This window comes from Curtobacterium luteum, assembly GCF_001475545.1.
Taxonomy (GTDB): domain Bacteria; phylum Actinomycetota; class Actinomycetes; order Actinomycetales; family Microbacteriaceae; genus Curtobacterium; species Curtobacterium luteum_A.
Genome location: NZ_LDQC01000046.1, coordinates 1 through 24,850, shown reverse-complemented (window position 1 = coordinate 24,850; position 24,850 = coordinate 1). Strand labels below are relative to the sequence as shown.

Genomic DNA, 24,850 nt, shown 5'->3' with positions numbered 1-24,850 from the left:
GGCAGCAGCAACGCCGCGGGCAGCAGCAACGCCGCGGGCACGGTCACCGACGGCAAGCTCACGATCGCCACCGGGCAGCCCGCGTACTCGCCGTGGGTCGAGGACAACAAGCCGGCGTCCGGCAAGGGCTTCGAGGCGGCCGTGGCGTACGCCGTCGCGAAGGAGATGGGCTACGCGAAGTCCGACGTCGTCTGGAAGCGCAGCACGTTCGACAGCGCGATCGCTCCCGGCCCGAAGGACTGGGACCTCAACATCCAGCAGTTCTCGATCGACGCGAAGCGCAAGAAGGCCGTCGACATGTCCACCGCCTACTACAGGACGACCCAGGCGGTCGTGACCACGAAGTCCTCGAAGGCCGCCGGCGCCACGACGATCAGTGCGCTGAAGCAGGACGCGATCGGCGTGGCCACCGGATCGACGAGCATCCAGAGCGTCAAGGACGTCCTCGGCGTCACCCCGCAGGTCTTCAACTCGAACGACGACGCGGTGCTCGCGCTGAAGTCCGGCCAGATCGACGCCATCGTCACCGACCTCCCCACGGCCTTCTACATGTCCGGCGCCCAGCTCGACGGCAAGGGCGTCGTGTCCGCGCAGTTCCCCGCGGACGGCTCCGGCGACCAGTTCGGGTTCGTGCTGCCGAAGGGCTCCGAGCTCACGAGCAAGGTCGACAAGGCACTCGCCGCGCTCAAGGAGGACGGCACGTTGCAGAGCCTGCAGACGAAGTGGCTCTCCTCGGAGACCGGCACCCCGGTCCTGAAGTAGGGCACGTGACCGTCCCAGCAGGCGCCGGCACACCGGTCGCCGCCCCAGCGCCGAGCCAGGTGGAGCTCGAGCGTCGGCTGTACCGCCGGCAGCGCGGACGCCGGTCGATCGCGGTGTCGGTCGTGTCGACCCTCGTGGTGGTCGCGGTCGTCTACTTCGGCGTCGTGAACACCCCCGGGTGGGCCGCGGTCCAGCAGTCGTTCTTCGACCCGCAGACCGCCGTCGACTCCTTCCCCGCGATCCTCGCCGGCCTCTGGCTCAACATCCGGATCCTGTTCTTCAGTGCGATCGGCGTCGCGGTGTTCGGCACACTCCTCGCCGTCGTCCGGGGCCTGCGCAGCCCGGTGTTCTTCCCGCTGCGGATGCTCGCCACCGGGTACACCGACCTGTTCCGTGGCCTGCCGCTCATCATCGTGCTGTACCTCGTCGGGTACGGGATCCCCGGGCTCGGAGTCTTCCCGCGGCTGCCCGCCGAGTTCTGGGGCACGATCGCGATCGTCCTGACGTACTCGTCGTACATCGCCGAGGTGCTCCGCGCCGGCATGGAGGCGGTGCACCCGTCGCAGCGCCTCGCTGCCCGGTCGCTCGGCCTCTCGCACGCGAAGACCCTGCGGCTCGTCGTGCTGCCGCAGGCGATCCGCAAGGTCACCCCGGCGCTCATGAACGACTTCGTGTCGATGCAGAAGGACGTCGGCCTGGTGTCGATCCTCGGTGCCGTCGACGCGGTGCGCTCGGCCCAGATCGCGCAGGCGGAGAGCTACAACTTCACGCCGTACTTCGTCGCCGGTCTGCTGTTCGTGGTGATCAGCCTGCCGCTGATCCGCGTCACCGACGCGATCGCTCGGCGGCAACAGCAGCGCGAACAGATCGGAGGGACGGTGTGACCGCACGCAACGAGGCGGGCGCGGGTCGTGCCTCCCGTCCGGTCGACGGCCAGGAGGCACGGCGCGAGCCGCCGACGTCGGCCCCCGTCCTGGAACTGCGCGGCCTGCGCAAGGCGTTCGGCGAGCACGAGGTCCTGCGCGGCATCGACCTCACGGTGCACCGCCACGAGGTGATCTGCGTCATCGGTGCGTCCGGCTCCGGGAAGTCGACGCTGCTCAAGACCGTGAACCTGCTCGAGGGCATCGACGACGGCGAGATCCTGCTGCAGGGCGCCGACATCGCCGACCCCCGCATCGACGTCGACGCCACGCGGGCCCGGATCGGCGTCGTCTTCCAGCAGTTCAACCTGTTCCCGCACATGAGCGTGCTCGACAACGTGACGCTGGCGTCGCGACGGGTCCACGGCGTCGACCGGACCACGGCCGAGGCCACCGCGCGACGACTGCTCGACCGGATCGGCCTCGCGGACTTCGCCGGTGCGTACCCCGACCGGCTGTCCGGCGGACAGCAGCAGCGCGTCGCGATCGTGCGGGCGATCGCGACGGACCCCGAGCTGCTCCTGCTCGACGAGGTCACGAGTGCCCTCGACCCGATGCTCGTCGGCGAGGTGCTCGACCTCGTCACCGAGCTGCAGCGGCAGGGCTCGACGATCCTGATGACCACGCACGAGATGTCCTTCGCGCGGAAGGTCGCCGACCGGATCGTGTTCCTGCACCGCGGCGAGGTCGTCGAGCAGGGGACGCCGGCCGACGTGCTCGACCGGCCGGAGCACCCGGCGCTCGTCGAGTTCCTCGCCCGCGTCCACGCCTGACGCACCCGGCGGGCGCGGGGGCGGGCGCACCGCGCGCTACGGCGTCAGCAGGACCTTCCCGATGAGCTCGCCGTCGGCCATCCTGCGGTGCGCTTCACCGGCCTCGGCGAGCGGCAGCACCGAGTCGACCACCGGGCGGACGCTCCCGTCCTCGACGAGCGGCCAGACGTGCTCGCGGACCGCGGCGACGATCGCGGCCTTCTCGTCGAGCGGTCGCGCGCGCAGCGTCGTCGCGCTGATCGTGGCGCGCTTCGCCATCATCGCGCCGAGGTCGAGCTCGCCCTTCGGCCCGCTCGTCGTCGAGATCACCGCGACGTGCCCGTTCGGCGCGAGCACCTGGAGGTTCCCCGCGAGGTAGTCCGCCCCGACCACGTCGAGCACGACGTCCACACCGCGTCCGTCGGTGAAGTCGTGCACGGCGGCGACGAAGTCCTCGGACCGGTGGTCGATCGCGAGGTCGGCGCCGAGCTCCCGGGACGCCCGCACCTTCCGGTCGCCACCGCTCGTCGTGATCACCGTCGCACCGAGGGCCTTCGCCCAGACCACGGCGTGCGACCCCATGCCGCCGGTGCCCCCGTGGACGAGCAGGGTCTGCCCTGGCCGGAGTCCAGCGAGCATCCCGACGTTCGAGTACACCGTGCACGCCGCCTCGGGGAGTGCAGCCGCCGACACGAGGTCGAGCGCGTCCGGCACCGGCAGCAGCTGTGTCGCGGGGACGGCCACGAGCGATGCGTACCCGCCACCGGCGAGCAGTGCGCACACGCGGTCGCCGACGGTCCACCCGGTCACGTCGGCGCCGAGCGACCGGACGACACCGGAGACCTCGAGACCGAGGACCGGTGAGGCCCCGGGTGGCGGCGGGTAGTTCCCGGCCACCTGCTGCCGGTCGGCGTTGTTCACACCGGCCGCCGCGACCTCGACGAGCACCTCGCCGGGACCGGGCTCGGGGTCCGGCAGGTCGCGCAGGGTCAGGGTGCCGTCGTCGTGGGTGATCGCTCGCATGCCCTCGACGGTACGCTCGGACGGGGCCGCACCCATGGGGGCGTGCGGCGATCGAAGGGGGACGCACCAGCATGCGCAAGCAGTACCTGACCATCACCACCGCCGTCCTGGCCGTCACGCTCCTCGCCGGCTGCTCCGGCGGCGGCGACACGGCGGCCAGCGGCTCCAGCGGCTCGAAGGCGTCCGGCGGGGCGAGCACCGGGACGAGCTCGGAGTCGGAGCAGGCCGCACCGGCGCAGACCAAGCAGGAGGCCTGCCAGCTGCTCGAGAACGAGCTGAAGTCGTTCATCGCCGGCCAGATGTCGTCGTCCGCCCCGGCGGACCCGAAGGCCCGCGCCGAGATCGTCGACGGCTTCACCGACCGGCTCGAGGCAGCCCTGCCAAAGGTCGGGAACGAGCAGGTGAAGTCCGACTTCACGACCTTCACGAAGGCGGCCGAGGACTACGCCGACGCCCTCGAGAGCACCGGGAGCGCGACGTCGGACGCCGCGAAGCAGGCGGAGACCAAGGTGCAGGACAGCCTCACCGCGATCTCAGCGGACTGCCCCGCGAGCTGACGTGGTCGGCCGACGGCAGACCTGCTGCCGTCGGCCGGTCGCCGTCAGACGGCGGCCTGCGACGCGTCGAGCCGCGCGACCTCCTCGGGCCGGAGCTTCACCGACACGGCCGTCACCGAGTCGAGGATCGACTGCGGTCGTGACGCTCCGGGGATCGGGATGACGACGTCGCTCTTCGCCAGCTCCCACGCCAGCGCCACGACCTGCGGGGTCACGCCGCGGTCCCGCGCGATGTAGGCGAAGTCCTCGTACGCGGTCCCGAGGTCGGCCGCGTTCGTGATGCCACCGAGGGGGCTCCAGGGCAGGAACGCGATCCCGAGCTCGTCGCAGAGCTCGAGTTCCGGCTCGCTCGACCGGAACCGCGGCGAGTACTGGTTCTGCACCGAGGCAAGTCGACCGTCGAGGACCTCGTTCGCCGTACGGATCTGGTCCGGGTCGGCGTTCGAGATGCCCGCCATCCGGATCACGCCCTCGTCGAGGAGCTCCGCGAGCGCCCCGACCGACTCGGCGTAGGGGACGGCGGGGTCCGGTCGGTGGAACTGGTAGAGCCCGATGGCCTCGACGCCGAGCCGCTTCGCGGATGCCTTCGCCGCCTCCTTGAGGTACTCGGGACGCCCGTTCTGCGCCCATGCGCCGGGCTCTGGTCGCAGGTGCCCGCCCTTCGTCGCGATGAGGACGTCGTCGGTGGCGCCGGAGAACTCCCGGACGGCCCTCGCGATGAGGGACTCGTTGTGCCCGACCTCGTCGTGGGCGGCGAGGTGGTAGGCGTCCGCGGTGTCGATGAGCGTGACGCCGGCCTCGAGCGCGGCGTGGATGGTGGCGACCGAGCGCCGTTCGTCCGGTCGGCCCTCGATGGACATCGGCATGCCGCCGAGACCGATCGCGCTGACGGACACGTCTCCGATGACTCGTTGCTTCATCGCCCCAGCATGCTCCGCGACGACGGCCCAGCGCCCAGCGTCCCCCCCCCGTCCGTCGACACCGCTTACGGCAACCACAGGCGGGACATCGGGTCCGTGGATGCTCCCTCCGCACCCTGGGTGCATGACCACTCGATCACCGTCCGCGTCCACGGTCACGCTCCCCGGCCCGGCGATCCGGGCCGGCCTCCACCGACTCGTCCGACGTCGAGCGGACACCGCGACGTGGGAACGCCCCGCCTTCCTCGGACTCCTCCTCGCGACCGGCGTCCTGTACATCGTGAACCTCGGGGTCAACGGGTGGGCGAACGCGTTCTACTCGGCCGCGGTGCAGGCCGGGAGCCAGAGCTGGGAGGCGTTCTTCTACGGGTCCTCCGACGCCGCGAACGCCATCACGGTCGACAAACCCCCGGCGTTCCTCTGGGTGATCGGCATCTCGGTGCGCCTGTTCGGCCTGAACTCGTGGTCGATCCTCGTGCCGCAGGCGCTGATGGGGGTCGCCTCGGTTGCGGTCCTGTACCGGATCGTCCGCCGACGGTTCTCCGCCGGAGCGGCGCTCGTGGCCGGTGCCGTCCTCGCGACGACACCCGTCGCGACCCTGATGTTCCGCTACGACAACCCGGATGCGCTGCTGGTGCTCCTCACCCTGGGGGCGATCGCGCTGACGCTTCGCGGCGTCGAGTCCGGACGGATGCGGTGGGTCGTGTGGGCCGGGGTGCTGGTCGGGCTGGCGTTCCTGACGAAGCAGCTGCAGGCATTCCTCGTCCTGCCCCCGCTGGTCGGGGTCTACCTCGTCGCCTCGCAGCGTCCGCTGCTGCGGCGCATCGGGCACCTGCTCGTCGCGGCCGTCGCGGTCGTGGTGTCCGCGGGGTGGTGGGTCGCGATCGTGGAGCTCGTCCCGACCTCGTCGCGCCCGTACATCGGCGGCTCCCAGACGAACAGCTTCCTGGAGCTCACCTTCGGCTACAACGGCCTCGGGCGGGTCACCGGCGACGAGACCGGCAGCGTCGTGCCGGGCGGGACGACGGGGGCCGGGTCCTGGGGTTCCACGGGCCTGACCCGGCTGTTCGGCTCGGAGTTCGCGACCCAGGTCACCTGGCTCCTGCCGACCGCGCTCGCCCTGCTCGTCGTGGCCCTCGTGGCGGTGGGGCTGCGTCGCCGCACCGACCCACGGTCGGCGACCGTCCTCGTGCTCGGCGGTTCGCTGCTCGTCACGGGGCTGGTGTTCAGCTTCATGGGCGGGATCTTCCACCCGTACTACACGGTCGCCCTCGCCCCGTACATCGCGGGGCTCGTCGGCATCGGTGCAGGGCTCCTGTGGCAGCGCCGGGGAGCCGTTGCCTGGCGGATCGTGAGCGCCGCGGTCGTGGTGCTCTCCGGGGTCTGGGCATTCGTGCTCCTCTCCGAGGTGTCGTCGTGGCAGCCCTGGATCCGCTGGGTCGTCCTCGCCGCCACGATCGCCGGCGCGGTCCTCGTGCTCCTGCCGCAGCGTGGTCGGTTCCTGTCCGTGGCGACCGTCGCCGCCGTGCTCGTCGCGGCGCTGCTCGGACCGACGGCCTTCTCGGTGCAGACGACCACGGTCGGGCACACCGGGGCACTGCCGTCGGCGGGTCCGCAGGTCAGCGGACCGGGCCAGGGCGGCCCGGGAGGTCAGGGTGGACCCGGCGGCCCAGGGAGTCAGGGCGGACCGGGTGGCACCGGCGGGCAGGGTGGACCCGGCGGCCAGGCGGACGGCGCCGCAGCGGGCGGCGCCGGTGGGCAGGCCGGTGGTGGCGGCACGGGAGGACCCGCCGGGCAGGGCGGCTCGACCGACGGCGCGGTGTCGGCGCAGGGCGGCCAGGCGCCGACCGGGACCGACGGTCCGGCCGGTGGGGCCGGTGGCGGGGGTGGATCGTCCCTCAACGGCGGGTCCACCGACGTCTCCGACGAGGTCGTCGCAGTGCTCTCCGACGACGCCGATGCCTTCACCTGGGCGGCAGCGACGGTGGGCTCGAACAGCGCCGCGACCTACCAGCTGGCGACCGGTGACCCGGTGATGGCGATCGGTGGGTACAACGGGACGGACCCCGCACCGACCCTGGCACGGTTCAAGGCGCTCGTCGCGGCGGGTGCGGTCCACTGGTTCATCGCCGGTTCCGGTGGCGGCGGCAGCAGCAGCTCCGGCAGCGACGACGCCGAGCAGATCACGTCGTGGGTCACCTCGCACTTCGAGTCGACGACCGTCGACGGGGCCACGCTCTACGACCTGACGAGTGCGTCGTGACGGCGAACGACGCGGGGAGGCGTCGGGCCGAGCAGCCCGAGCCGGGACGCTCCGACGGACGACCGGAACCGGACACCACGACCACGACGTCGGCGATCGTGGTCCTCGGCTACGACTGACGCGTCGTCGGGCAGCGGACCCGGGCGCGCTCCAGGCCTCACGACCACCGCCCCGCTCCCGGCTCCACGGCTACCGCCGCGCCCACCCCGGCGCGTGCTCCGGCAGCGGGCCGAACGCCACCCCGCGCGCGTAGAGCCCGCGCACCGGGGGCACGTACCGGGCGAGCAGCACCGGCAGCAGCGGCGGCCCGTCCCCGAGACGGCCGGCGAACGCCCGCTCGAACACCACCCGGTGCAGCACCGACTGCGCCGCCTGCACGACCACGGCGGGCGGCGTCCGCCGACGCTGCACCCGCGCGAGGTCACGGTCGAGGCCCGCCCCGGAGCGACCCGCCAGGAGCGCCGGTGCGAGCACGGTCGCTGCGGCCACGGCGTCCTGCACGGCGAGGTTGATGCCGACCCCGCCCGCCGGGGACATCGCGTGCGCTGCGTCGCCGATGCAGAGCAGACCCGATCGCCACCAGCGGTGCAGCCGGTCCATCCGGACGTCGAGCACGTGCACCTCGTCCATCGAGCCGATCGCCCCGACCCGGTCCGCGAAGTCCGGCCGGAGCCGTGCGACCCGCGCCCGGAACGCCTCGACGCCCTCGGCTCGCAGCCTGGCGTCCGACCCTTTCGGCGCGAAGTAGGCGACCTGGTGGTGTTCCGGCCGGGGGAACGACAGCAGGACGTCCCCGTCGGAGAACGCCGGCACGAGTGCGCTCGCCGTGTCGCCGTCCTCCCGCGGGAGACGGAACCACCACGTGTCGAACGGCACGGACGTCGACACCGGTCGGAACCCGACCGCGTCCCGGACCGTCGAGCCGCGGCCGTCGCACGCCACCACCAGCTCCGCCCGCAGCTCGGTGTGCTCGCCGGGGTCGCTGCGGCGAGCGAGGTGCACGCCCGTGACGATGCCGTTCTCCACGATCACCCCGGTCGCGGCCGTCCCCATCGTGATCGTGAAGGACGGTTCTGCACGGGCCGCGGTGACGAGCATGTCGAGGAGGTCCCACTGCGGCACCATCGCGACGTGGTCGTACGGCGGCGCGAGACGCGAGAAGTCGCCGAGCAGCAGCCGGGAGCCGTCGGGCATCGGCAGGGAGAAGTCGTCGAGGCGCGACTGCGGCAGGGCCCGGAACACGTCGCCGAGGCCGAGTTCGTCGAGGAGCCGGATCGTGGAGGCGTGCACGGTGTCGCCGCGGAAGTCGCGGTTGAAGTCGTCGTGGCGCTCGACGACCTCGACGGCGACGCCCGCCCGCGCCAGCAGCAGCCCGAGGACGACGCCGGCCGGGCCGCCACCGACCACGGCCACCGTGGTCCGCCGTGTGGTCACCATGGCGCGGACGCTACGCCCGTAACGCGGTCGACGGTCTGGAGGCCCGGTTCGCGTCCGGCTCGCCGGTCCGGTCCGTCAGGCGGTACCGACCGACGACGACGCCGTGCCGTGGTCGGCTGCCTGCGCGAACACGACGCCGCCCCACGTGATGCACGCCACCGCGAGGACGAAGCCCACGGCCGCGATCCACCAGGAGGTCCGGCGTCGCAGCCACGCTCCGATCGCGAGGACGACGGTCACGACGCCGATGACGAACGCCCCGCCGACCGCGATCGCGGTACCGCCGATGTACCCGCCGGGGGAGCAGCCCGTGGCTGCGTCGCAGGTCGCGGTGGCCGAGACCACCGCGATGATCCCGACGACCGCCGTGACGACGGTCATCACCGCGCCGAACGCGAGGAGCAGGATCGTCGACACCCGGTCCGCGACCCGTCCGGCCGGGAACAACGTGGTGCCGCCACGCTCCCACGCCGCGGCACGCTGCGCGTCGCCGGAGGAGGGGGAGGGCTGCCCGCCGGGCACGTTCGACCAGGTCATGGCACCAGTCCTACCGTGCCTCCACGCCGAACGCCTGGGCGAGCTTCTGGATCTTCTGCGCCCGGCCGAGGCGCGGCAGGTCCGAGCCGTCGCGGATGACGCGGCCGCGGGCCTCGAAGTCGTCGAGGAAGTCCTGCGCCCACGCGACGTCGGTCGGCGTCGGCGAGATCACCTCGTTGATGACGGGCAGCTGTTCGGTGTCGAGGCACAGCTTGCCGGTGAGGCCGAGCGACACCGCGATCTGGGACTGCTCACGGAGGATCGCGTGCGCCGACCCCACCGTGGGGCCGTCGATCGGTCCGGGCAGGCCGCCGACGCGCGACGCCACCACGAGCCGTGACCGCGGGTACGCCATCGCGAGCGTGTCGGCGCTCGTCCCGGTGTCGCGCCGGTAGTCGCCCGACCCGAACGCGAGGCGGAACGCACCCTGCGCACGGGCGATCGACGTCGCCTCCTCGATGCCGAGCGCCGACTCGACGAGGGCGATCACCGGGGTCTGACCGCCGAGCCGGTGCCACGTGTCGGTCACCTGCGCCGGGGACTCGGTCTTCGCGAGCATGACGCCCTGCAGCCCGGGCAGGCCCCGGAGCTCCTCGACGTCGTCGGCCCAGAAGTCGGTGGTGACGTCGTTGATCCGGACCCAGGCCTCGCCGCCCCCGGCCAGCCATGCGGCCACGGTCGAGCGGGCGGCGGGCTTCGCGGCGGGGTCGACGGCGTCCTCGATGTCGAGGATGATCTGGTCCGCGCGCGACCGCTGCGCCCGGTCGAACCGGTCGGCGTGGTTGCCGGAGACGAGGAGCCACGACCGCGAGATGTCCGGCGCCACCGACCGTCGACGGGACGGGGTCGGGGCGGGCGGAGCGGTTCGGTCGTCGATGGCCATGTCCACGTTGGTACCACACCGTGACCTCCGGGCCGCGTGTCACGGGCGACGAATCCGGAAACCTCCGGTTCATTGCAGGAGCACGGGTCCGGTTCCGCCTACAGTGTCCGATGTGTGGCGAGCGGACAGGGTGACCGACGGTGAGGACGACGTGAACGACGACGTCCCCGTCGAGGGTGCCGACGCGCGCCCCCGGAACGGACAGCAGGAGCAGGACGAGGCGACGGGTGCGACCGGGTCGCGGGCCCCGGTCGGACAGCGGCCGTCGAGCGTGCCCGACCGTGGTCCGGACGCGACCGACGAGACGGACCGCACCCTGCGGCCGGAGCTGCAGCTGACGAGTCCGCAGGCGATCAGCCTGGGTGACCCGCGCCTCCAGGCCGGCAACGCGGCGGAGCCCGCGTGGGACGCGTGGCGGAAGCAGCTCACCGGTGTCGGCGGCACCAGCCCGCTCACCCGCTTCTCCGACCACCCGCGTGCCCGCATCGAGCTCTCCACGACGCACCCCGGCGGGCTCGCACAGTTCATCACCGGCAAGACGACGCTGCTGTCGAGCCTCATCCGCGACGAGGTCGCGCTCCGAGCAGCCCGCATCGCCGCGGCGCACGTCGAGGCGAAGGGCACCGAACTCGCGACGGTGCGCGGCATCGACGCGGTGAAGCTCGGCATCGGCATGGCCGACTGGAAGCACGGCGACGAGCACTTCCGCGGGCCGGTGCTGCTGCGCCCGCTCGCCATCCGACGGCACGGCCGTGACTTCGAGGTCCGTCTGCTCGGCGAGCCCGTGCTCAACCCGGGCCTCGCCGACGCCCTGCACGAGCAGTACGGCGTCATCCTCGATGCGCAGTCCTTCGTGGCGCTCGCGCAGCAGGACGGCTCGTTCACACCGAACCCCGTCATCGACCGGCTCCGCGGGCTCACCGCGCACATCCCCGGCTTCTCGGTGCACGCACGCCTCGTGGTGTCGACGTTCGCCGAGGTCGCGACCGGCATGGTCGAGGACACCGGCGACCTGTCGCACCCGGTGCTCGACGCCCTCGCCGGCAACCCGAGCGCGAAGTGGCAGGTCGAGCAGTCCTACCGCCCGGTCGAGCAGACCCCGTCGGACGAGCGCAGCCCGGAGACCGACACGCTCCTCCTCGACGCCGACGACGAGCAGGAGAACGTGATCGCGCAGATCACGGCCGGCAACTCGATCGTGGTGAAGACCCTGCCGGGCACCGGTGGCACGCAGACGATCGTGAACGCCCTCGGCGGCCTCGTCGCGGCGAACAAGCGTGTCCTCGTGGTGAGCCCGCGGCGGGCGACCCTCCGTGGGATCGCGGCCCGCTTCGGCGAGGTGCACCTCCCCGGGGTCGCGGTCACGCCGTCGACGCTCCGCCGCGACGTCGTCCGCGCGATCGCCCGCAACGAGAAGGCCAAGCGCCCGAACCTCCGCGAGGTCGACGACGCACTCGTCCGGCTCCGCAAGGTCCTCATCGACTACCGCGGCGCCCTGACCCGGATCGACCCGTCCTTCGGCGTCTCCGTGCTCGACTGCCTCGTCGAGCTCTCCCGGCTCTCGCTGCTGCCCGTGCCCCCGTCGACGACCGCACGGCTGTCGCAGTCGTCCGTGGCGTCGATGGTCGAGGGGCGCTCGCGCGTCGCCGAGACCATGGTCAGCGCGGCGAACCTCGGTGAGTTCCGCTACGGACCCGACGACTCGCCCTGGTACGGCGCGAAGTTCTCCACGAGCGACGGGGCGCAGCGGGCGCACAAGACCGCGAAGGACCTCGACGCCGACGGACTGCCGACGCTGCTCCGCCGCGCGCACGACCTCGTCGCGACCACCCACATGCGGCAGTTCACGACGATCAACGAGCTCGGGATCTACCTCCGCCTGCTCACCGAGATCCGGGACACGCTCGACCGGTTCCTGCCCGTGGTCTTCGACCGGTCGGTGTCCGAGCTCGTCGCGGCCACCGCCCCTCGAGGCGAGGGCGCCCCGATGTCGTCGACGAACCGCCGCCGGCTGAAGAAGCTCGCCCGCGAGTACGTCCGCCCGGGCGTGCACGTGTCCGACCTGCACGAGGCGCTGACCCGTGTGCAGCAGCAGCGTGTGCTCTGGCAGCGCTACGTCGCCGCGGGCGTGAACCCCGAGGTGCCCACCGGCATCGCTGACGTCCAGGTGCTGTTCTCGAACGTCGTCGAGGACCTCGCGCGCCTCGACGAGCCGCTGGGTCGCACCGCACGCGAGGACCAGCTCGCGAACCTGCCCGTCGACCAACTCGTGCCGACGATCGCCCGGCTCGCCGAGGACTCCGACGTCCTGCACAACCTGCAGGAGCGCACGGAGCTCATGCAGACCCTGCGCGACCTGCAGCTCGAGCCGCTCATCACCGACCTCGCGAACCGGCACGTCCCGGACACGCAGGTGCCGGCGGAGCTCGAACTCGCGTGGTGGCAGTCCGCCCTCGAGTCGATGCTCGAGTCCGACCGGGCGCTCCTCGGCGCGAACACCGACATGCTCGACCGGGTCGAGGCCGACTTCCGTCTCGTCGACGACGCCCACGCAGCCGGGGTGTCCCAGGGCCTCGCGTGGCAGCTGGCCGAGAACTGGAAGGTCGGGCTCGTCGACTGGCCGGACGAGGCCACCGCGCTGAAGACGCAGCTCAAGGACGGGGCGATCACCTCGCGTCTGCTGCAGGACTCGGCACCGCACCTGTCGCGGTCGATCGCGCCCGTGTGGCTCGCGAGCCCCTACGAGGTGTCCGAGATCGCGGACACGATGCCGTTCGACACCGTGATCCTCGTCGACGCCGGTGCCGTCACGATCGCCGAGACCGTCGGTGCGGTCCGCCGTGCGCGTCAGACCGTCGTGTTCGGCGACCCGGTGACGCAGACCCCCTCGCCGTTCCGCATCGCCGTCGACCCCGACCACCGGGCGCTGCAGGTCGACGAGCAGACCCTCGACGCCTTCCACGCCGACTCCGCGCTCGCGAAGCTGTCGACCCTCCTCCCGACGCTCTCGCTCACCCGCTCGTACCGGGCCGGCGGCGAGGACCTCGCCGAGCTCGTCAACCGTCGCTTCTACGGCGGCCGGATCGAATCGCTGCCCTGGGCCGGTTCGTTCCTCGGCCACGGGTCGATCGCACTCGACTACGTCAGCGACGGCAAGGCCGTACCGGACCCCGACTCCGGAGCGGTCGAGAGCGTCGACGCCGAGGTGGACCGCGTCGTGCGGCTCGTCATGGAGCACGCACGCACCCGTCCGACCGAGTCGCTCATGGTCATCACCGCGTCCGCGAAGCACGCCGTCCGCGTCGAGCAGGCGGTGCTCACCGCTGCGCAGGGGCACAAGGACCTCACCGAGTTCGTCATCGGCGACCGTGCCGAGCCGTTCATCGTCGCCACGCTCGAGCAGTCCGTGGCCCAGAGCCGCGACCGCGTCATCTTCTCGATCGGCTACGGCCGGACGCCGCACGGCAGGGTCCTCCGCGACTTCGGTCCGCTCGGGAAGCCCGGCGGGGAGCGCCTGCTCGCGGTCGCGATGACCCGTGCGCGCCGCTCGATGGTCATCGTCACGTGCTTCCAGCCGTCGGACATCGAGGCCGAGCGGATGGGCCACGGCACGGTCGCGCTCGCGGAGATCCTCGCCGAGGTCCGCGCGCGTACGAGCGCCGAGTACGTGCCGGACGACTCCGATCCGCTGCTCGTCGACCTCGCCCGCCGACTCGAGATGCGGGGCATCCCGGTCGCGCTCGGGCACCGCGGGAAGCTCGGGCTCGTCGCGGCCCACGGCGGGGTCTGCGTCACGATCGAGACCGACGCGTCGCTCGTGAAGGGGTCCCTGCGCGAGTCGCTGCGGCTCCGGCCCGAGGTGCTCCGTCGGCTCGGGTGGCACTACGTGCGTGTGCACGCGTTCCAGCTGTTCTCCGACCCGGACCGCGTGGCGAACACGGTGGCCTCGGTGCTCGGCGTCGACCGCGGCGCCACCCAGGAGATCTCCATACCCCCGATCCCCGCCCGCCGGTGAGCCGTCGGGCGAGTCGGCCCGCGGGGCCGGTCACGCCCGGGACGGACCAGCTGGTGGGGGCGTGGACGCGGGCCGACGACGCGTCCGCAGCCGTGCCTCCCGTCCGGTCCGACGCCCCCGCGGTCGAGGCGACGGACGAGCAGCCGGGAGGCGCAGCGCGGCGCCGCAGGCGCGTCACCACCCAGCCGGTGCCGGGCTACGACCCGGCCGCCCCGCCGGAGCCGGCGCGGCACCGCGACGGCGAGAACGACGACCAGCTCCGACGCGACGTCCCGCCTCACTGGTGAGGCCGGGTAGCCTTGCAGGCGATGACTGAGACCGCGCGACAGCGCCCCGACTGGCAGACGTGGCCGAACCTCATCACGCTGTTCCGGCTCCTGCTGATCCCGGTCTTCGTGTTGCTGGTCGTCGCCCGGCATCCGGGGTGGGCGCTCGTGGCACTCGTCGTCATCGGCGTCAGCGACTGGGCCGACGGTTTCGTCGCGCGCCGCTTCGACCAGGGCTCGAAGCTCGGCAAGGCCATCGATCCCGTCGCCGATCGGTTGGCGATCATCGCGATCGTGCTCTCGCTCGTGCTGGTCGGGCTCCTGCCGCTGTTCGTCGTGATCGTCGTCGTCGCGGTCGACCTGGTGCTCGCCGTGCTGTCGAGCGCGCTGTTCCACGGCAACCCGGACCTCGACGTCACCTGGACGGGCAAGATCCGCTCGGCGCTGCTGTTCGTCGGACTCCCGGTGCTGCTGTTCTCGGCCGTGCACACGGTGGACGAGAACGCGCCCTGGGTCCGGATCGTCGCACTCGTGTTCGTGTACCTCGGCACCGCCGGGCACGTGCTCGCGGGTGCGCAGTACGCCGTGGCGATGGTCCGCAAGCGCCGCGCGGTCGCTCCCGCCGCCTGAGCGCACGAGGGGTGGTGCGCCGGGTCCTGCCGCTTCCAACCACGAAACCGACATCGAACCGAGCTCGGAGCCTGGTTCGATGTCGGTTTCGTGGTTCGCAGTCGCGGCGCGGCCCGGCGCGGCTAGAGCTTCGTCGAGCCGCCGATGCCCGGGCCTTCGGGTGCGTTCGTGGGGGCCACGTGGGCACCACCGCCCGCCGGCAGCGCGGAGCCGTTCTGGGAGCGGAGCAGGTCGCGGATCTCGAGCAGTACCTCGACGTCGGTCGGCGGGACGTCCTGCGGCGTCTGCTCCTCGTTCTTCTTGACGCGCTCGAACGCAACCTTCTTGAGGTGGTTCACCGGGACGACGAGCGCGAAGTAGACGACCGCAGCGACGATGACGAAGTTGATCACCGCACCGATGATCGCGCCGAAGAGGATCTTCGCGCTCCCGCCGCTCACGGTCGGGATCGCGACGATGAGCGCCTTGTCCAGACTCGACGCGTTGAAGACGGCACCGATGAGCGGGTTGATCAGGTTCGTGACGATGGCCGTCACGATCGCGGTGAACGCCGCACCGATGACGACCGCCACGGCCAGGTCGATGACGTTGCCACGGAGCAGGAACTCCTTGAAGCCCTTCACGTGAGCCTCCTTCCGGTCGGGAGGCCCCCACCGTACCGAGACGGTCGCCAGGATGTCAGGAGGCGCTGGGCGCGGCCGGCTTCTTCGCCTCGCTCTTCGCCGGTGCGCTCGACGACGAGCCGCCGCCCGTCGAGGAGCCGCCGCCCGTGGACGAGCCGCCGTCGGACGACGAGCCGCCGCCCGTCGACGAACCGCTTGCCGGCTTCGCCCGCGAGTCCGTCCGGTAGAACCCGCCCCCGTTGAACGTCACACCGACCGGCGAGAAGACCTTGCGGAGCGCACCGCCGCAGACGGGGCACTCGGTCAGGGCGGCGTCCGAGAAGGACTGCTTGACGTCGAAGGCGTTGTCGCACTCGGTGCACCGGTACGAGTAGGTGGGCACGCTAGCTCCGGAAGGTGATGATGCGCGACGGCGTGATGATGCCGTCGACGGGTTCGTCGTGGGCCTCGCGCGGGACCTCGTCGAGGTACTCCGCGTCGAAGATCACAGCATAGACGGGCGGACGGTTCGCCATGGACCCGAGGGTCTTGTCGTAGTACCCGCGGCCCCAGCCCATCCGGACCCCGTCGTGCCCGACCGCGGCGGCCGGGGTGAGGATCGCGTCGACGTCACCGAGCGCGAGTGGGGAGAGGACCTCGCCGATCACCTCGGGCATCCCGAACAGCCCCTCGTGCTCCGACTCGCCGTCGCCGACCGCCCAGTCGAGCAGCCCGTCCTCGCGGGTGATCGGCAGCAGGACGCGGATGCCGCGCTCGTACGCCCAGTCGAGGAACGGCCGGACGTCGGGCTCATCGGGCGCGGACAGGTACAGCGCGAGCGACTCGACCTGGCGCTCCTCCACGAACCGCTGCAGGGTCTCGGTCAGGGCTGCCGCGTCCGCGTCGCGTTCGGTGGTGGTCCTGGTGCGTCGCCGCTGCCGGAGCTCGGCCCGCAACGCACGCTTCTCGACACCTCGGTCGGGGATCATGCCCGGGAGTCTACCGAGGCCGCTCTTGCGGCTTCCCGCCGCGGCCCGCGCGAAGCCGTGTCCTCCACAGCGACGACATGCCCCGTCCAAGGGTCATCCGATACCGTCACCTGCATGGGCTTCCAGATTTCGAAAGCCGTGATCCCCGCCGCCGGCCTGGGCACGCGCTTCCTCCCCGCCACCAAGGCGATGCCGAAGGAGATGCTCCCGGTCGTCGACAAGCCGGCCATCCAGTACGTGGTGGAGGAGGCCGTCGACGCCGGGCTCACCGACGTCCTGATGATCACGGGCCGCAACAAGAACGCGCTCGAGAACCACTTCGACCACGTGTCCGAGCTCGAGGAGACCCTGAAGAAGAAGGGTGACCACGAGAAGCTGCAGAAGGTCAACCAGTCGACGGACCTCGCCGACATGCACTACGTCCGCCAGGGTGACCCGCTCGGCCTCGGCCACGCGGTGCTCCGCGCGAAGATGCACGTCGGCCGGGAGCCCTTCGCGGTCCTCCTCGGCGACGACATCATCGACGCCCGCGACCCGCTGCTCAAGCGCATGATCGAGGTCCAGGGCCAGAAGAACGCGACGATCGTCGCTCTCCTCGAGGTCCCCGAGTCGCAGACGCACATGTACGGCATCGCGACGGTCGAGCCGACCGACACCGACGACGTCGTGAAGATCACCGGCCTGGTCGAGAAGCCCGCGCAGGGCGAAGCCCCCTCGAACCTCGCCATCATCGGCCGCTACGTCATCCGCCCCGAGGTCTTCGACGTCCTCGAGAAGCAGGAGCCCGGCAAGGGCGGCGAGATCCAGCTCACCGACGCCCTCATGAAGATGGCCGGCGCCGAGGAATGGACGGGCGGCGTTTACGGCGTCGTGTTCCGTGGACGTCGGTACGACACCGGTGACAAACTCGACTACATCAAGGCGATCGTGCAGCTCGCCTCGGACCGCGAAGACCTCGGGCCGGACCTCAAGTCCTGGCTCAAGGAGTTCAACGCGGGCGAATAGTCGACCCGTCGCCGAACGGGTCCGGGGGAGTTCCCCCGGACCCGTTCGACGCATCCGGAGGAACCACAGCGATGACGACGATCCCGACCCTGTCCCACGGGCGGGTCACCATCCGGCCGCTCCGGCTCCGCGACACCCGTGACCTCGACGTCGCGCTCGCGTCGAACCGCGGCTGGCTCCGGACCTGGGAGGCCACCAACCCCTCCGGCCACGTCTCGACCGACGTCCGCGGCAGCATCCGCGCGCTGCAGGCCAACGCCCGCGCCGGCCTCGGGCTGCCGTTCGCGATGGAGCTCGACGGCCGGTTCGTCGGTCAGCTCAACGTCTCCGGCATCACCTACGGGTCGCTCGCAAGCGCCTCGATCGGCTACTGGGTCGTCGAGGACGCCGCCGGGCACAACGTCACCCCGATCTCGGTCGCCCTCGCCGTCGACCACTGCTTCCGGACGGTCGGCGTGCACCGCATCGAGATCTGCATCCGTCCGGAGAACGCGCCGAGCCTCCGCGTCGTCGAGAAGCTCGGCTTCCGGTACGAGGGGCTCCGCCGCCGCTACATCCACATCAACGGGGACTGGCGCGACCACTTCTGCTTCGCCCTCGTCGCCGAGGAGGTCCGCGAGGGGGTCCTCGAGCGCTGGGTCCAGGGTCGGGTGCCGCCGGGCGTCGGCAGCGTCCCGCTGTCCGCCCGCGACGAGGCGGCGTTGCCGATCCACACCACGCCCCGTCTCTGACGCGTCCGTCACGTCGGCTCGCGTCGCGCCGTGCGGCTCCGCACCGGCCTGGAGGCACGGCTCGCCCCGTCGGATTCCGTCACGACACGCGCAACACGCGTCCGGCAATCACGGATCGTGCGTTCCCGCGCCCCTACCGTTGGCGCATGGCAGGTATCGGCTCCTGGGGCGGCGGCATCGTGCTGCTCCTGGCAGCCGTCCTCTGGATCGTCTACCTCGTGCCGTCCTGGGCCGCGCGGCGTCAGTACCTCGCCACCGAGCGGAACGCGATCCGACTCCAGCAGACCCTCCGGATCCTCGCGCAGACCGCCGAGCTGCCGGAGGAGGTCCGCGTCGAGATGAACGCGAAGTCCCTCGCCGAGGCGCAGCGCGTCGCCCGCTCCGAGGAGGCCAAGCGCACCGCCATCGTCCGGGCGCACGAAGCCGCCCGCCAGCGGGAGATCACCCGTCGGCTCGCGGAGCAGGCGCCCGTGCTCGAGCGCGCCTCGAACGTCCCGGCCCTGACGGCCATGCGGATGCGTCGCTCCCGGCTCGGTGCGACCCTGTTCGGCACGATCGGTCTCGTCGTCGCCGTCGTGGTCCTCGTCACGGCACCCGGGCTCTGGCTGATCGCGGTCGCCGGGCTCGTGGCCGCCGGCGGCTCTGTCGCGGTCCTCGCCCAGCTGCACCAGGTCGCGCAGGCGCGGAAGGCGCGTGCCGCATCCGCCGCGTCGGACGCGACCCGTGCCTCCCGGCCGACCACCGCGTGGACGGACCCGGCGCCGCCCCTGTCGACGGAAGCACCCGCCGAACCCACGCGCGACCGCAGCTGGACCCCGAACCATGTCCCGAAGCCGCTGTACGTCGAGCGGCCCGTCGCGCCGAAGGCCTCGCCGGAGTCCTCCGCCGAACTGGCTGCGCGTCTCAAGGAGCGCGTCGCCGAGGCGAAGGCCGAGGCGGAGGCCGAGGCCGCTGCGATCCGGGCCGGTGCCACCGACCCGTCGCTCGCGACCGTCTCGCGCATGCGGCCGGACGTCGAGGAGGCGGCCGCGTCGCTGTCCTCGCACGACCAGGGCCGACTCGCGGAACGACTCGGGCTCCGTGCACCTGCGTCCGCCGCGTCGGGATCGGCGTCACCGACGGCATCGGTCGACCCCGTCGCGGAGGCACCCGCCGAACCGACGCCGCCGAGCAGGTGGGCCGGCATGGGCGTCATCGACGAGGACGTCTACCAGCAGGCTGACCTCGACGCGATCATGCGCCGGCGTCGCGCGGTCTGACGAACCCTGCGGCGCGCCCGGAGCTGGGCGGTCGATTTCTGTTCACGCGGACCGAGGTGCTAGGGTTGTCGAGTCCTCGGGGCTATGGCGCAGTTGGTAGCGCGTCTCGTTCGCAATGAGAAGGTCAGGGGTTCGAATCCCCTTAGCTCCACCAGGTACACGAAGGGCCACCCGATCGGGTGGCCCTTCGTCGTTCCCTGAGGTTCTCCACGGCAGGGCTGTGTCAGCGGCACCGGTCACCCTAGACTCGCGAGGCGCACAGCAGCGCCGAGGGGGGAACATGCACATCAGGAACGTCGTCGTCGCGATCGGAGCGGTCGCGGCCGTCGTGGTCGGGCTCCTCGTCGTCGGCCCGGCGCCCGGTGCATCGGCAGCCGAACCGTCGAGCGGTCGGTTCACCGCCGTCGCGCCGGTGCGGGCGTGGTCCGGCTCGGTCGGGACGGCCACGGTGCAGGTGCCGCTCGCCGGCCGGAACGGCATCCCGGCGTCGGCGACCGCCGTGGCGCTCACGGCGACGGTCGCGAAGCCGACCGCGTCGGGGACGCTGGCTGTGTCGTCGCAGACCGTGCAGTACGTCACGGCCGGCCGCTCGGTGTCGGTCGGGACCAACGCCGTGCTGTCGTCGGGCAGGGTCGCGGTGCGGCTCTCCGCGGGCAAGGGCACCGTGTCGCTCGACGTCGCGGGCTGGTACGGCTCCGGCGGTGCCTCCACGTACACGCCCGTGGCGCCGAGGTCGGTCCTGCGCGCCACGGTGACCACGACGCCGCGGAAGGTCTCGGTGACCGGGGGCGGCGTTCCGGCGAACGCGACCGCCGTCGTGCTGCAGGCCGACGTCTCCCGTCCCGCCGGCTCGGGCTCCGCCCGGTTCACTCCGGCCGGAAGGACGTGTCCGTCGCCGCGATCTCGTTCACCGCCGGCGCGACCATCGCGAACACGACGACCGTCACGCTCGCCGGCGGCGCGTTCCAGACCCGTGTCAGCGCCGGGAAGGCCGTCGTCAACGCGGACGTCGTGGGGTACTGGGCCCCGGGCGCCGGAGGATCGTCGTACGTCCCGACGCCGGGCGTGCGCGCTGCCACGGCCGCCGTCACCACCACGAACCGCGCCGTCCGCCTGACCGGGACGGCCGGCGTCCCGCGGAACGCGACGGCGGTCGTCGCGAACGCCAAGGTGAACGGCGCGTCGACGTCCAGCTCCGTGCAGGTGAGCGGGGCGCTGGGTGCGTCGACCCTGCCGACGCAGGTGTCCGTGCCGGGTCGCACCCTCGCGAACGCCGTCGTGCTGCCGGTGGCCTCGGCGGGCACGGTGAACGCCAGGGTCCTCGCCGGGAAGGCGACGCTCTCCCTCGACGTCCTCGGCTACTACACGAACGGGTCGAGCGGCTCGGGCACCGGCGTCGACGTCTCCTGGCCCCAGGGTCCCGCGTGCACGGCGATCCCGACCGACCAGTCCTTCGGCGTCGTCGGCGTGAACGGCTCGCTCGCGAACACCACGAACCCGTGTCTCGCCCAGCAGCTGGCCTGGGCGAAGGGCTCCGCCGGTGGGACCGCGCAGCCGAAGGCGCAGGTGTACTCGCTGTTCACGAACCCGGGTGCGGCGAAGGCGTCCGTGTGGCCGTCGTCGAACACGCTGCCGGGCGGCCCGACGGTCTCCGTCCCGACGCAGTACACGAACGGGAAGTGCACGGCGCAGAGCGGTGCGCAGTCGACGTGGAAGACGACCACCGCGTGCTCCTACGTCTACGGCTACACCCGCGCGTACGAGGCGGCGAACACCCGCGGGGTGACGAACCCGGGTCAGTACCGCTGGTGGCTCGACGTCGAGACCGGCCTGTCGTACGTCTCGGACACCGCGCAGAACCGCGCCGCGCTCGAGGGCATGATCGCGGCGCTCCGGGCGTCGGGGGTCGCGACCATCGGGCTCTACTCGACGACGTCGCAGTTCGCCACGATCATGGGCACGGTGCCGAGTGGGAGCCCGATCCGCCCGCTGCCGAGCTGGATCGCCCTCGGGACCGCGCGCCTCGACCAGGCGCAGGCGGCCTGCTCGGGGAAGTCCCTCGCCGCGGGGAAGATCGCGATGACGCAGTACGTGACCGCCTACGGTTCCGGGAAGATCGACCGCGACTGGTCCTGCAACTGAGCTGACGACCACACGAGCGGCACGGTGCAGACCGACACCGAGCCTCCCGTCGGGTCGTCCCGGCTGCGCCGGCGTCAGCCGCGGACGCTCGCCGTGAGGACGCCCGCCTGCGCGAACACGGTGTGGATCGCGTTCGCGGCCTGCTCGAAGGCCCGGTTGCCACGCGCCAGGCCGATCGCGCCGCCCTTCACCATCGACCGTCCCGATCCCCGGAGCAGTCGGACGACGGTGCGACCGTCCGGGGTCACCATGACCTGCACGTCGAGGCGGGTGTGGAACGTGCGGTCGTTCGCCCATGCCCCGATGAGGAGCGTGAGTCCGAGGCTGCCGCGGGTCGCGCGGAGTCCGCCCTGGTCGGCGTCGTCGACGGTGTAGCCCTCGCGCACCAGGGCGTCGCGGGTCCGAGCGCGAGCGGTCCCCGGGTCGGCTGCGACGAAGAAGTCGTGGCTCTCGGGCATGTGGAGGGATCCTCTCGTTCGGCTGCTGCGGATCGATCATGCCGGTTCCTCCCCGGTTGCGCGAGGCAACGGACCGTCCGTCGGGGGCGTCGCCTACCCTGGGGAGGTCATGACTGCCTCGTACACGCGCCGCACCCTGTTCTCGCTCGCCGGTGTCGCCGGTGTCGGTCTCGCGGTCGCCGCGTGCTCCTCCGACGGCGGGGGGAAGGCCTCGGTGACGAAGCAGCCGGGCACGGCGGGATCCGGATCGACGGGGAGCTCGTCCGCCGCGGAGCCGGCCGCCTCGAAGCTCGAGCCCACGCAGGTCCCGCTCGCGGGCGGGGTCACCGTCACCGTCCACGGGACCGGGCTCGACGTCGTCAAGGGCGTGACCGTGGGCGGCATCGCTGCTCGCGACGTCCGGGCGACCGCGACGAAGGTCACCTTCACTGCCCCGCACCAGGCGATGTACACCGCCGGGGACGCGGACGTCGCGCTCTTCGCCGAGACGATCGAGCCGTCGCCGTCGGCGAACCAGTCCTCCGACGGCAACGGCAGCAGTGCGAACGACGGCCAGTCCGGTGCGACGCAGGACTCCGCGACCGCCACGCCGACACCGACCACGGCCCCGACGCCGGACGTCGGCGAAGCCGTCGCGACGACCTCGCTCGCGTACGCCGCGCTCACCGCGGTCGACCGGCAGCTCGCGTACGCGATGCGGTACTGGAAGGACTACAACCTGGCCGAGTACGGGACGATGAACCCGATCGGCGGGGACTGCGCGAACTACGTCAGCCAGACCCTCATCGCCCGCGGGTGGGAGCAGCGCGATGACTGGTACAACCGCGACGCCGGCGCCGCGCACTCACCCACGTGGACGTACTGCCCGGCGATGGACCCCTGGCTCAGTGAGCACGCGGCCGAGTTCGGGCTGACGAAGCGGTCGATCGACGAACGGGACAAGGTCAAGGTCGGTGACATCGTGTTCTTCGACTGGAACGACAACGACTCGCCGGACCACACGACGATCGTGTCCGAGGTCTTCACCGAGCCGGACGGCACCGTGCGCATCAAGTCGGCGAGCCACAACCAGGACGGCCCCTACCGCGACCTCGACGAGATGATCACGGTGCAGCACCCCGGCGGCAAGGCCTGGTTCCACACGTTCGACGCGGAGGCCTGAGCGCGGCCCGGAATTGCGTGCCTGCCGCCGATCGGGTGGAACCGTGTTCCCGACATCGAACCGACCGCCCTGCACGGTTCAACGTCGCAATCGTGGTTCGACGCATGGACCCGGCCAGGGCTGACTCCGGCCCGCGCCGGGCTGCGCCCGCGCCTACGGGTACCCGAGGAACCACAGCAGCACGACCGCCACGGGCTGCAGGCACATCCCGACCACGAGCCACGCCACCGCCCGCCGCCGTGTACCGACGAACACGTCTGACCCGAGCAGCGGCGCCGTCGGCATGAGCAGGCGGGGCAGTGACTGCTGCGGCAGGAACACCGCGACGAGGTAGAGCACGTACGAGGCCGTGAACGACCACACGTCCGTGCCCACCGCCCGGACGTCCCGCCGGCACCAGAACCACACGGCCGCTGCGAGCACGACGACCACGAGGGCGATCCCCGCCGGCCCGAGCCACGTCCCCGCCATCGTGAACCACGGCGTGAGCGGCGCGAAGTGCTGCCGCCCGACGAACCCGACCCACCAGGACAGCTCGGTGTCGAGGTACGCATCCGGCCGCCCGGTCACCGCGGAGGCGATCACCGGCCACGCGAGCCCCGCGGCCGCGACGAGCAGCCCGGTGACCACGACGGCCACGCGCTCTCGCCACCGGAACGCCGAGGGGTCCTGCGCCCACCGCACGACGAGGTGCACCGAGAGGGCCACGGCCAGCGCGAGCACGCCGGGCTTCGTGAACGCGGCGACGATCCCGAGCGGCGCGATCACCCAGTACCGCCGACGGACGAGCGCGAGGAGCGCCCCGAACAACAGCAGCAGGAACAGGCTCTCGGCGTAGGCGACCTGCAGCAGGAACCCGGTGGGCCCGAAGGCGAAGAGCGCGGTCGCCCAGCGCGCCGCACGGTCGTCGCGCACCGACCGCACGAGTCGGTACAGCACCACGCAGGCGCCGGCACCCGCCAGGGACGCGACGAGCACCCCCGCGACCCAGAACGACCCGCCGACGACGGGCATCACCGTCCGTGCGAGCCACGGGAACACCGGCAGGAACGCCCACGCGTTCGGCAGCACGTGGCCGGCGTCGTCGACCGGGATCGTCGTCGGGTACCCCTGCTCGGCGATGATCCGGTAGAACGACGCGTCCCACGATCCGGAGAAGGTGAAGAAGGACGGGTCACGTCGGTACGAGGCGAACGGCCACCCGGCCGCGGTCGCGACCATGTACATCGAGCCGAGCAGCAGCGAGCTGAACGCCCGCGAGGCCAGCCACAGGAGCAGGGGGGCGGACCACCCGATGTGGCGCGCCTCCAGGACGGAACCCAGCCGGGAGGCACGGGTCGTCTCCGCCACGTCGGTCACCGCACGATCCTCGCACGCTGCGCGACAGCGACAGCGACAGCGACAGCGACAGCGGCGGCGGCAGCGGCCGGGGCCGTCGCCGTCCGGTGGACGCGGTCGCGCCAGCCGGGCGGTGACGGACCGTCGGTCACCGACCGGTGACGGCTCGGCGGACCGACTGCGACGGCGCAGCGGG

At 72.1% G+C, this 24,850-nt stretch carries 23 protein-coding genes and 1 tRNA gene; 14 read left to right on the top strand and 10 right to left on the bottom strand.

Annotation, left to right across the window (positions count from 1 at the left end):
• From NS184_RS08835 to NS184_RS08825, 3 genes are all read left to right on the top strand, one after another.
• A partial coding sequence (locus NS184_RS08835; protein ID WP_058725751.1) for an ABC transporter substrate-binding protein occupies positions 1-762 on the top strand: 762 nt, incomplete at its 5' end.
• A gap of 5 nt (positions 763-767) precedes the next feature.
• A complete protein-coding gene (locus tag NS184_RS08830; protein ID WP_058725750.1) occupies positions 768-1,646 on the top strand; it encodes an amino acid ABC transporter permease in 879 nt (292 codons plus the stop codon).
• Positions 1,647-1,735: 89 nt separating this feature from the next.
• On the top strand, positions 1,736-2,458 hold the full coding sequence (locus tag NS184_RS08825; protein WP_058725755.1) for an amino acid ABC transporter ATP-binding protein: 723 nt from the start codon (positions 1,736-1,738) through the stop codon (positions 2,456-2,458).
• A gap of 36 nt (positions 2,459-2,494) precedes the next feature.
• Here NS184_RS08825 and NS184_RS08820 read toward each other — a convergent pair whose 3' ends face one another.
• Positions 2,495-3,460, bottom strand: a complete 966-nt coding sequence (locus NS184_RS08820; RefSeq protein ID WP_058725754.1) for an NAD(P)H-quinone oxidoreductase — start codon at positions 3,458-3,460, stop codon at positions 2,495-2,497.
• A 71-nt stretch (positions 3,461-3,531) separates the two neighbouring features.
• On the opposite strand from NS184_RS08820, the gene NS184_RS08815 reads away from it, so the two are divergent.
• Positions 3,532-4,017, top strand: a complete 486-nt coding sequence (locus tag NS184_RS08815) for a hypothetical protein (protein ID WP_058725749.1) — start codon at positions 3,532-3,534, stop codon at positions 4,015-4,017.
• A gap of 44 nt (positions 4,018-4,061) precedes the next feature.
• On the opposite strand, the gene NS184_RS08810 is transcribed toward NS184_RS08815, so the two are convergent.
• The gene (locus NS184_RS08810) at positions 4,062-4,937 is read right to left on the bottom strand and encodes an aldo/keto reductase (RefSeq protein WP_058725748.1); all 876 of its coding nucleotides are present in this window, start codon (positions 4,935-4,937) and stop codon (positions 4,062-4,064) included.
• Between the two features lie 124 nt (positions 4,938-5,061).
• On the opposite strand from NS184_RS08810, the gene NS184_RS18880 reads away from it, so the two are divergent.
• Together NS184_RS18880 and NS184_RS18875 are read left to right on the top strand one after the other, a co-directional pair.
• A complete protein-coding gene (locus NS184_RS18880) occupies positions 5,062-7,200 on the top strand; it encodes an ArnT family glycosyltransferase (protein WP_058725747.1) in 2,139 nt (712 codons plus the stop codon).
• Positions 7,197-7,319, top strand: a complete 123-nt coding sequence (locus NS184_RS18875) for a hypothetical protein (RefSeq protein ID WP_275935023.1) — start codon at positions 7,197-7,199, stop codon at positions 7,317-7,319. The genes NS184_RS18880 and NS184_RS18875 overlap by 4 nt, the downstream gene beginning before the upstream one ends.
• Before the next feature lie 70 nt (positions 7,320-7,389).
• On the opposite strand, the gene NS184_RS08800 is transcribed toward NS184_RS18875, so the two are convergent.
• From NS184_RS08800 to NS184_RS08790, 3 genes are all read right to left on the bottom strand, one after another.
• Complete coding sequence (locus NS184_RS08800; protein WP_058725746.1) at positions 7,390-8,637, bottom strand: FAD-dependent oxidoreductase; 1,248 nt, start codon at positions 8,635-8,637, stop codon at positions 7,390-7,392.
• A 75-nt stretch (positions 8,638-8,712) separates the two neighbouring features.
• Complete coding sequence (locus NS184_RS08795) at positions 8,713-9,174, bottom strand: DUF6264 family protein (protein ID WP_058725745.1); 462 nt, start codon at positions 9,172-9,174, stop codon at positions 8,713-8,715.
• 10 nt (positions 9,175-9,184) lie between these two features.
• Positions 9,185-10,057 (bottom strand): HpcH/HpaI aldolase/citrate lyase family protein, encoded by an 873-nt coding sequence (locus tag NS184_RS08790; protein WP_058725744.1) that lies wholly within the window; start codon positions 10,055-10,057, stop codon positions 9,185-9,187.
• Between the two features lie 316 nt (positions 10,058-10,373).
• Between NS184_RS08790 and NS184_RS08785 the strand changes: the two genes are divergently transcribed.
• Both NS184_RS08785 and NS184_RS08775 read left to right on the top strand, forming a co-directional pair.
• A complete protein-coding gene (locus tag NS184_RS08785; RefSeq protein WP_430733539.1) occupies positions 10,374-14,072 on the top strand; it encodes an AAA family ATPase in 3,699 nt (1,232 codons plus the stop codon).
• 308 nt (positions 14,073-14,380) lie between these two features.
• Positions 14,381-14,968, top strand: coding sequence for a CDP-alcohol phosphatidyltransferase family protein (locus NS184_RS08775; protein ID WP_058725742.1), 588 nt, complete (start codon positions 14,381-14,383; stop codon positions 14,966-14,968).
• Between the two features lie 122 nt (positions 14,969-15,090).
• On the opposite strand, the gene mscL is transcribed toward NS184_RS08775, so the two are convergent.
• Genes mscL through NS184_RS08760 form a run of 3 tightly spaced genes read right to left on the bottom strand, consistent with a single transcriptional unit; the run spans position 15,091 to position 16,559 of the window.
• Complete coding sequence (gene mscL, locus NS184_RS08770) at positions 15,091-15,591, bottom strand: large conductance mechanosensitive channel protein MscL (RefSeq protein ID WP_058725741.1); 501 nt, start codon at positions 15,589-15,591, stop codon at positions 15,091-15,093.
• A 55-nt stretch (positions 15,592-15,646) separates the two neighbouring features.
• A complete protein-coding gene (locus NS184_RS08765) occupies positions 15,647-15,973 on the bottom strand; it encodes an FmdB family zinc ribbon protein (protein WP_058725740.1) in 327 nt (108 codons plus the stop codon).
• 1 nt (position 15,974) lies between these two features.
• Entirely contained in the window at positions 15,975-16,559 is a 585-nt protein-coding gene (locus NS184_RS08760) for a 5-formyltetrahydrofolate cyclo-ligase (RefSeq protein WP_058725739.1), read from the bottom strand.
• 114 nt (positions 16,560-16,673) lie between these two features.
• Here NS184_RS08760 and galU point away from each other — a divergent pair, with 114 nt between their 5' ends.
• The 5 genes from galU (at position 16,674) to NS184_RS08735 (ending at position 21,696) form a co-directional block, all read left to right on the top strand.
• Positions 16,674-17,564, top strand: a complete 891-nt coding sequence (gene galU / locus NS184_RS08755) for a UTP--glucose-1-phosphate uridylyltransferase GalU (protein WP_058725738.1) — start codon at positions 16,674-16,676, stop codon at positions 17,562-17,564.
• 71 nt (positions 17,565-17,635) lie between these two features.
• Positions 17,636-18,295, top strand: a complete 660-nt coding sequence (locus NS184_RS08750; protein ID WP_058725737.1) for a GNAT family N-acetyltransferase — start codon at positions 17,636-17,638, stop codon at positions 18,293-18,295.
• 146 nt (positions 18,296-18,441) lie between these two features.
• Complete coding sequence (locus NS184_RS08745) at positions 18,442-19,554, top strand: hypothetical protein (RefSeq protein WP_058725736.1); 1,113 nt, start codon at positions 18,442-18,444, stop codon at positions 19,552-19,554.
• 78 nt (positions 19,555-19,632) lie between these two features.
• Positions 19,633-19,708 (top strand) — tRNA-Ala (locus NS184_RS08740).
• Between the two features lie 731 nt (positions 19,709-20,439).
• Positions 20,440-21,696 carry a hypothetical protein gene (locus NS184_RS08735; RefSeq protein WP_058725735.1) on the top strand — a complete coding sequence of 419 codons (1,257 nt, stop codon included), beginning with the start codon at positions 20,440-20,442 and terminating at the stop codon, positions 21,694-21,696.
• A gap of 74 nt (positions 21,697-21,770) precedes the next feature.
• On the opposite strand, the gene NS184_RS08730 is transcribed toward NS184_RS08735, so the two are convergent.
• Complete coding sequence (locus tag NS184_RS08730; RefSeq protein ID WP_058725734.1) at positions 21,771-22,154, bottom strand: hypothetical protein; 384 nt, start codon at positions 22,152-22,154, stop codon at positions 21,771-21,773.
• A 109-nt stretch (positions 22,155-22,263) separates the two neighbouring features.
• On the opposite strand from NS184_RS08730, the gene NS184_RS08725 reads away from it, so the two are divergent.
• Entirely contained in the window at positions 22,264-23,316 is a 1,053-nt protein-coding gene (locus tag NS184_RS08725; RefSeq protein ID WP_058725733.1) for an amidase domain-containing protein, read from the top strand.
• Between the two features lie 153 nt (positions 23,317-23,469).
• On the opposite strand, the gene NS184_RS08720 is transcribed toward NS184_RS08725, so the two are convergent.
• Complete coding sequence (locus NS184_RS08720) at positions 23,470-24,675, bottom strand: mannosyltransferase family protein (RefSeq protein WP_193750433.1); 1,206 nt, start codon at positions 24,673-24,675, stop codon at positions 23,470-23,472.
• Positions 24,676-24,850 lie beyond the last annotated feature (175 nt).

Bases quoted from the DNA above. Each gene is read 5' to 3' on its own strand.
- NS184_RS08820 (WP_058725754.1), bottom strand. From the start codon at position 3,460: ATGCGAGCGATCACCCACGACGACGGCACCCTGACCCTGCGCGACCTG.
- NS184_RS08815 (WP_058725749.1), top strand. From the start codon at position 3,532: ATGCGCAAGCAGTACCTGACCATCACCACCGCCGTCCTGGCCGTCACG.
- NS184_RS08810 (WP_058725748.1), bottom strand. From the start codon at position 4,937: ATGAAGCAACGAGTCATCGGAGACGTGTCCGTCAGCGCGATCGGTCTC.
- NS184_RS18880 (WP_058725747.1), top strand. From the start codon at position 5,062: ATGACCACTCGATCACCGTCCGCGTCCACGGTCACGCTCCCCGGCCCG.
- NS184_RS08800 (WP_058725746.1), bottom strand. From the start codon at position 8,637: ATGGTGACCACACGGCGGACCACGGTGGCCGTGGTCGGTGGCGGCCCG.
- NS184_RS08795 (WP_058725745.1), bottom strand. From the start codon at position 9,174: ATGACCTGGTCGAACGTGCCCGGCGGGCAGCCCTCCCCCTCCTCCGGC.
- NS184_RS08790 (WP_058725744.1), bottom strand. From the start codon at position 10,057: ATGGCCATCGACGACCGAACCGCTCCGCCCGCCCCGACCCCGTCCCGT.
- NS184_RS08775 (WP_058725742.1), top strand. From the start codon at position 14,381: ATGACTGAGACCGCGCGACAGCGCCCCGACTGGCAGACGTGGCCGAAC.
- NS184_RS08760 (WP_058725739.1), bottom strand. From the start codon at position 16,559: ATGATCCCCGACCGAGGTGTCGAGAAGCGTGCGTTGCGGGCCGAGCTC.
- galU (WP_058725738.1), top strand. From the start codon at position 16,674: ATGGGCTTCCAGATTTCGAAAGCCGTGATCCCCGCCGCCGGCCTGGGC.
- NS184_RS08750 (WP_058725737.1), top strand. From the start codon at position 17,636: ATGACGACGATCCCGACCCTGTCCCACGGGCGGGTCACCATCCGGCCG.
- NS184_RS08745 (WP_058725736.1), top strand. From the start codon at position 18,442: ATGGCAGGTATCGGCTCCTGGGGCGGCGGCATCGTGCTGCTCCTGGCA.
- NS184_RS08730 (WP_058725734.1), bottom strand. From the start codon at position 22,154: ATGCCCGAGAGCCACGACTTCTTCGTCGCAGCCGACCCGGGGACCGCT.
- NS184_RS08725 (WP_058725733.1), top strand. From the start codon at position 22,264: ATGACTGCCTCGTACACGCGCCGCACCCTGTTCTCGCTCGCCGGTGTC.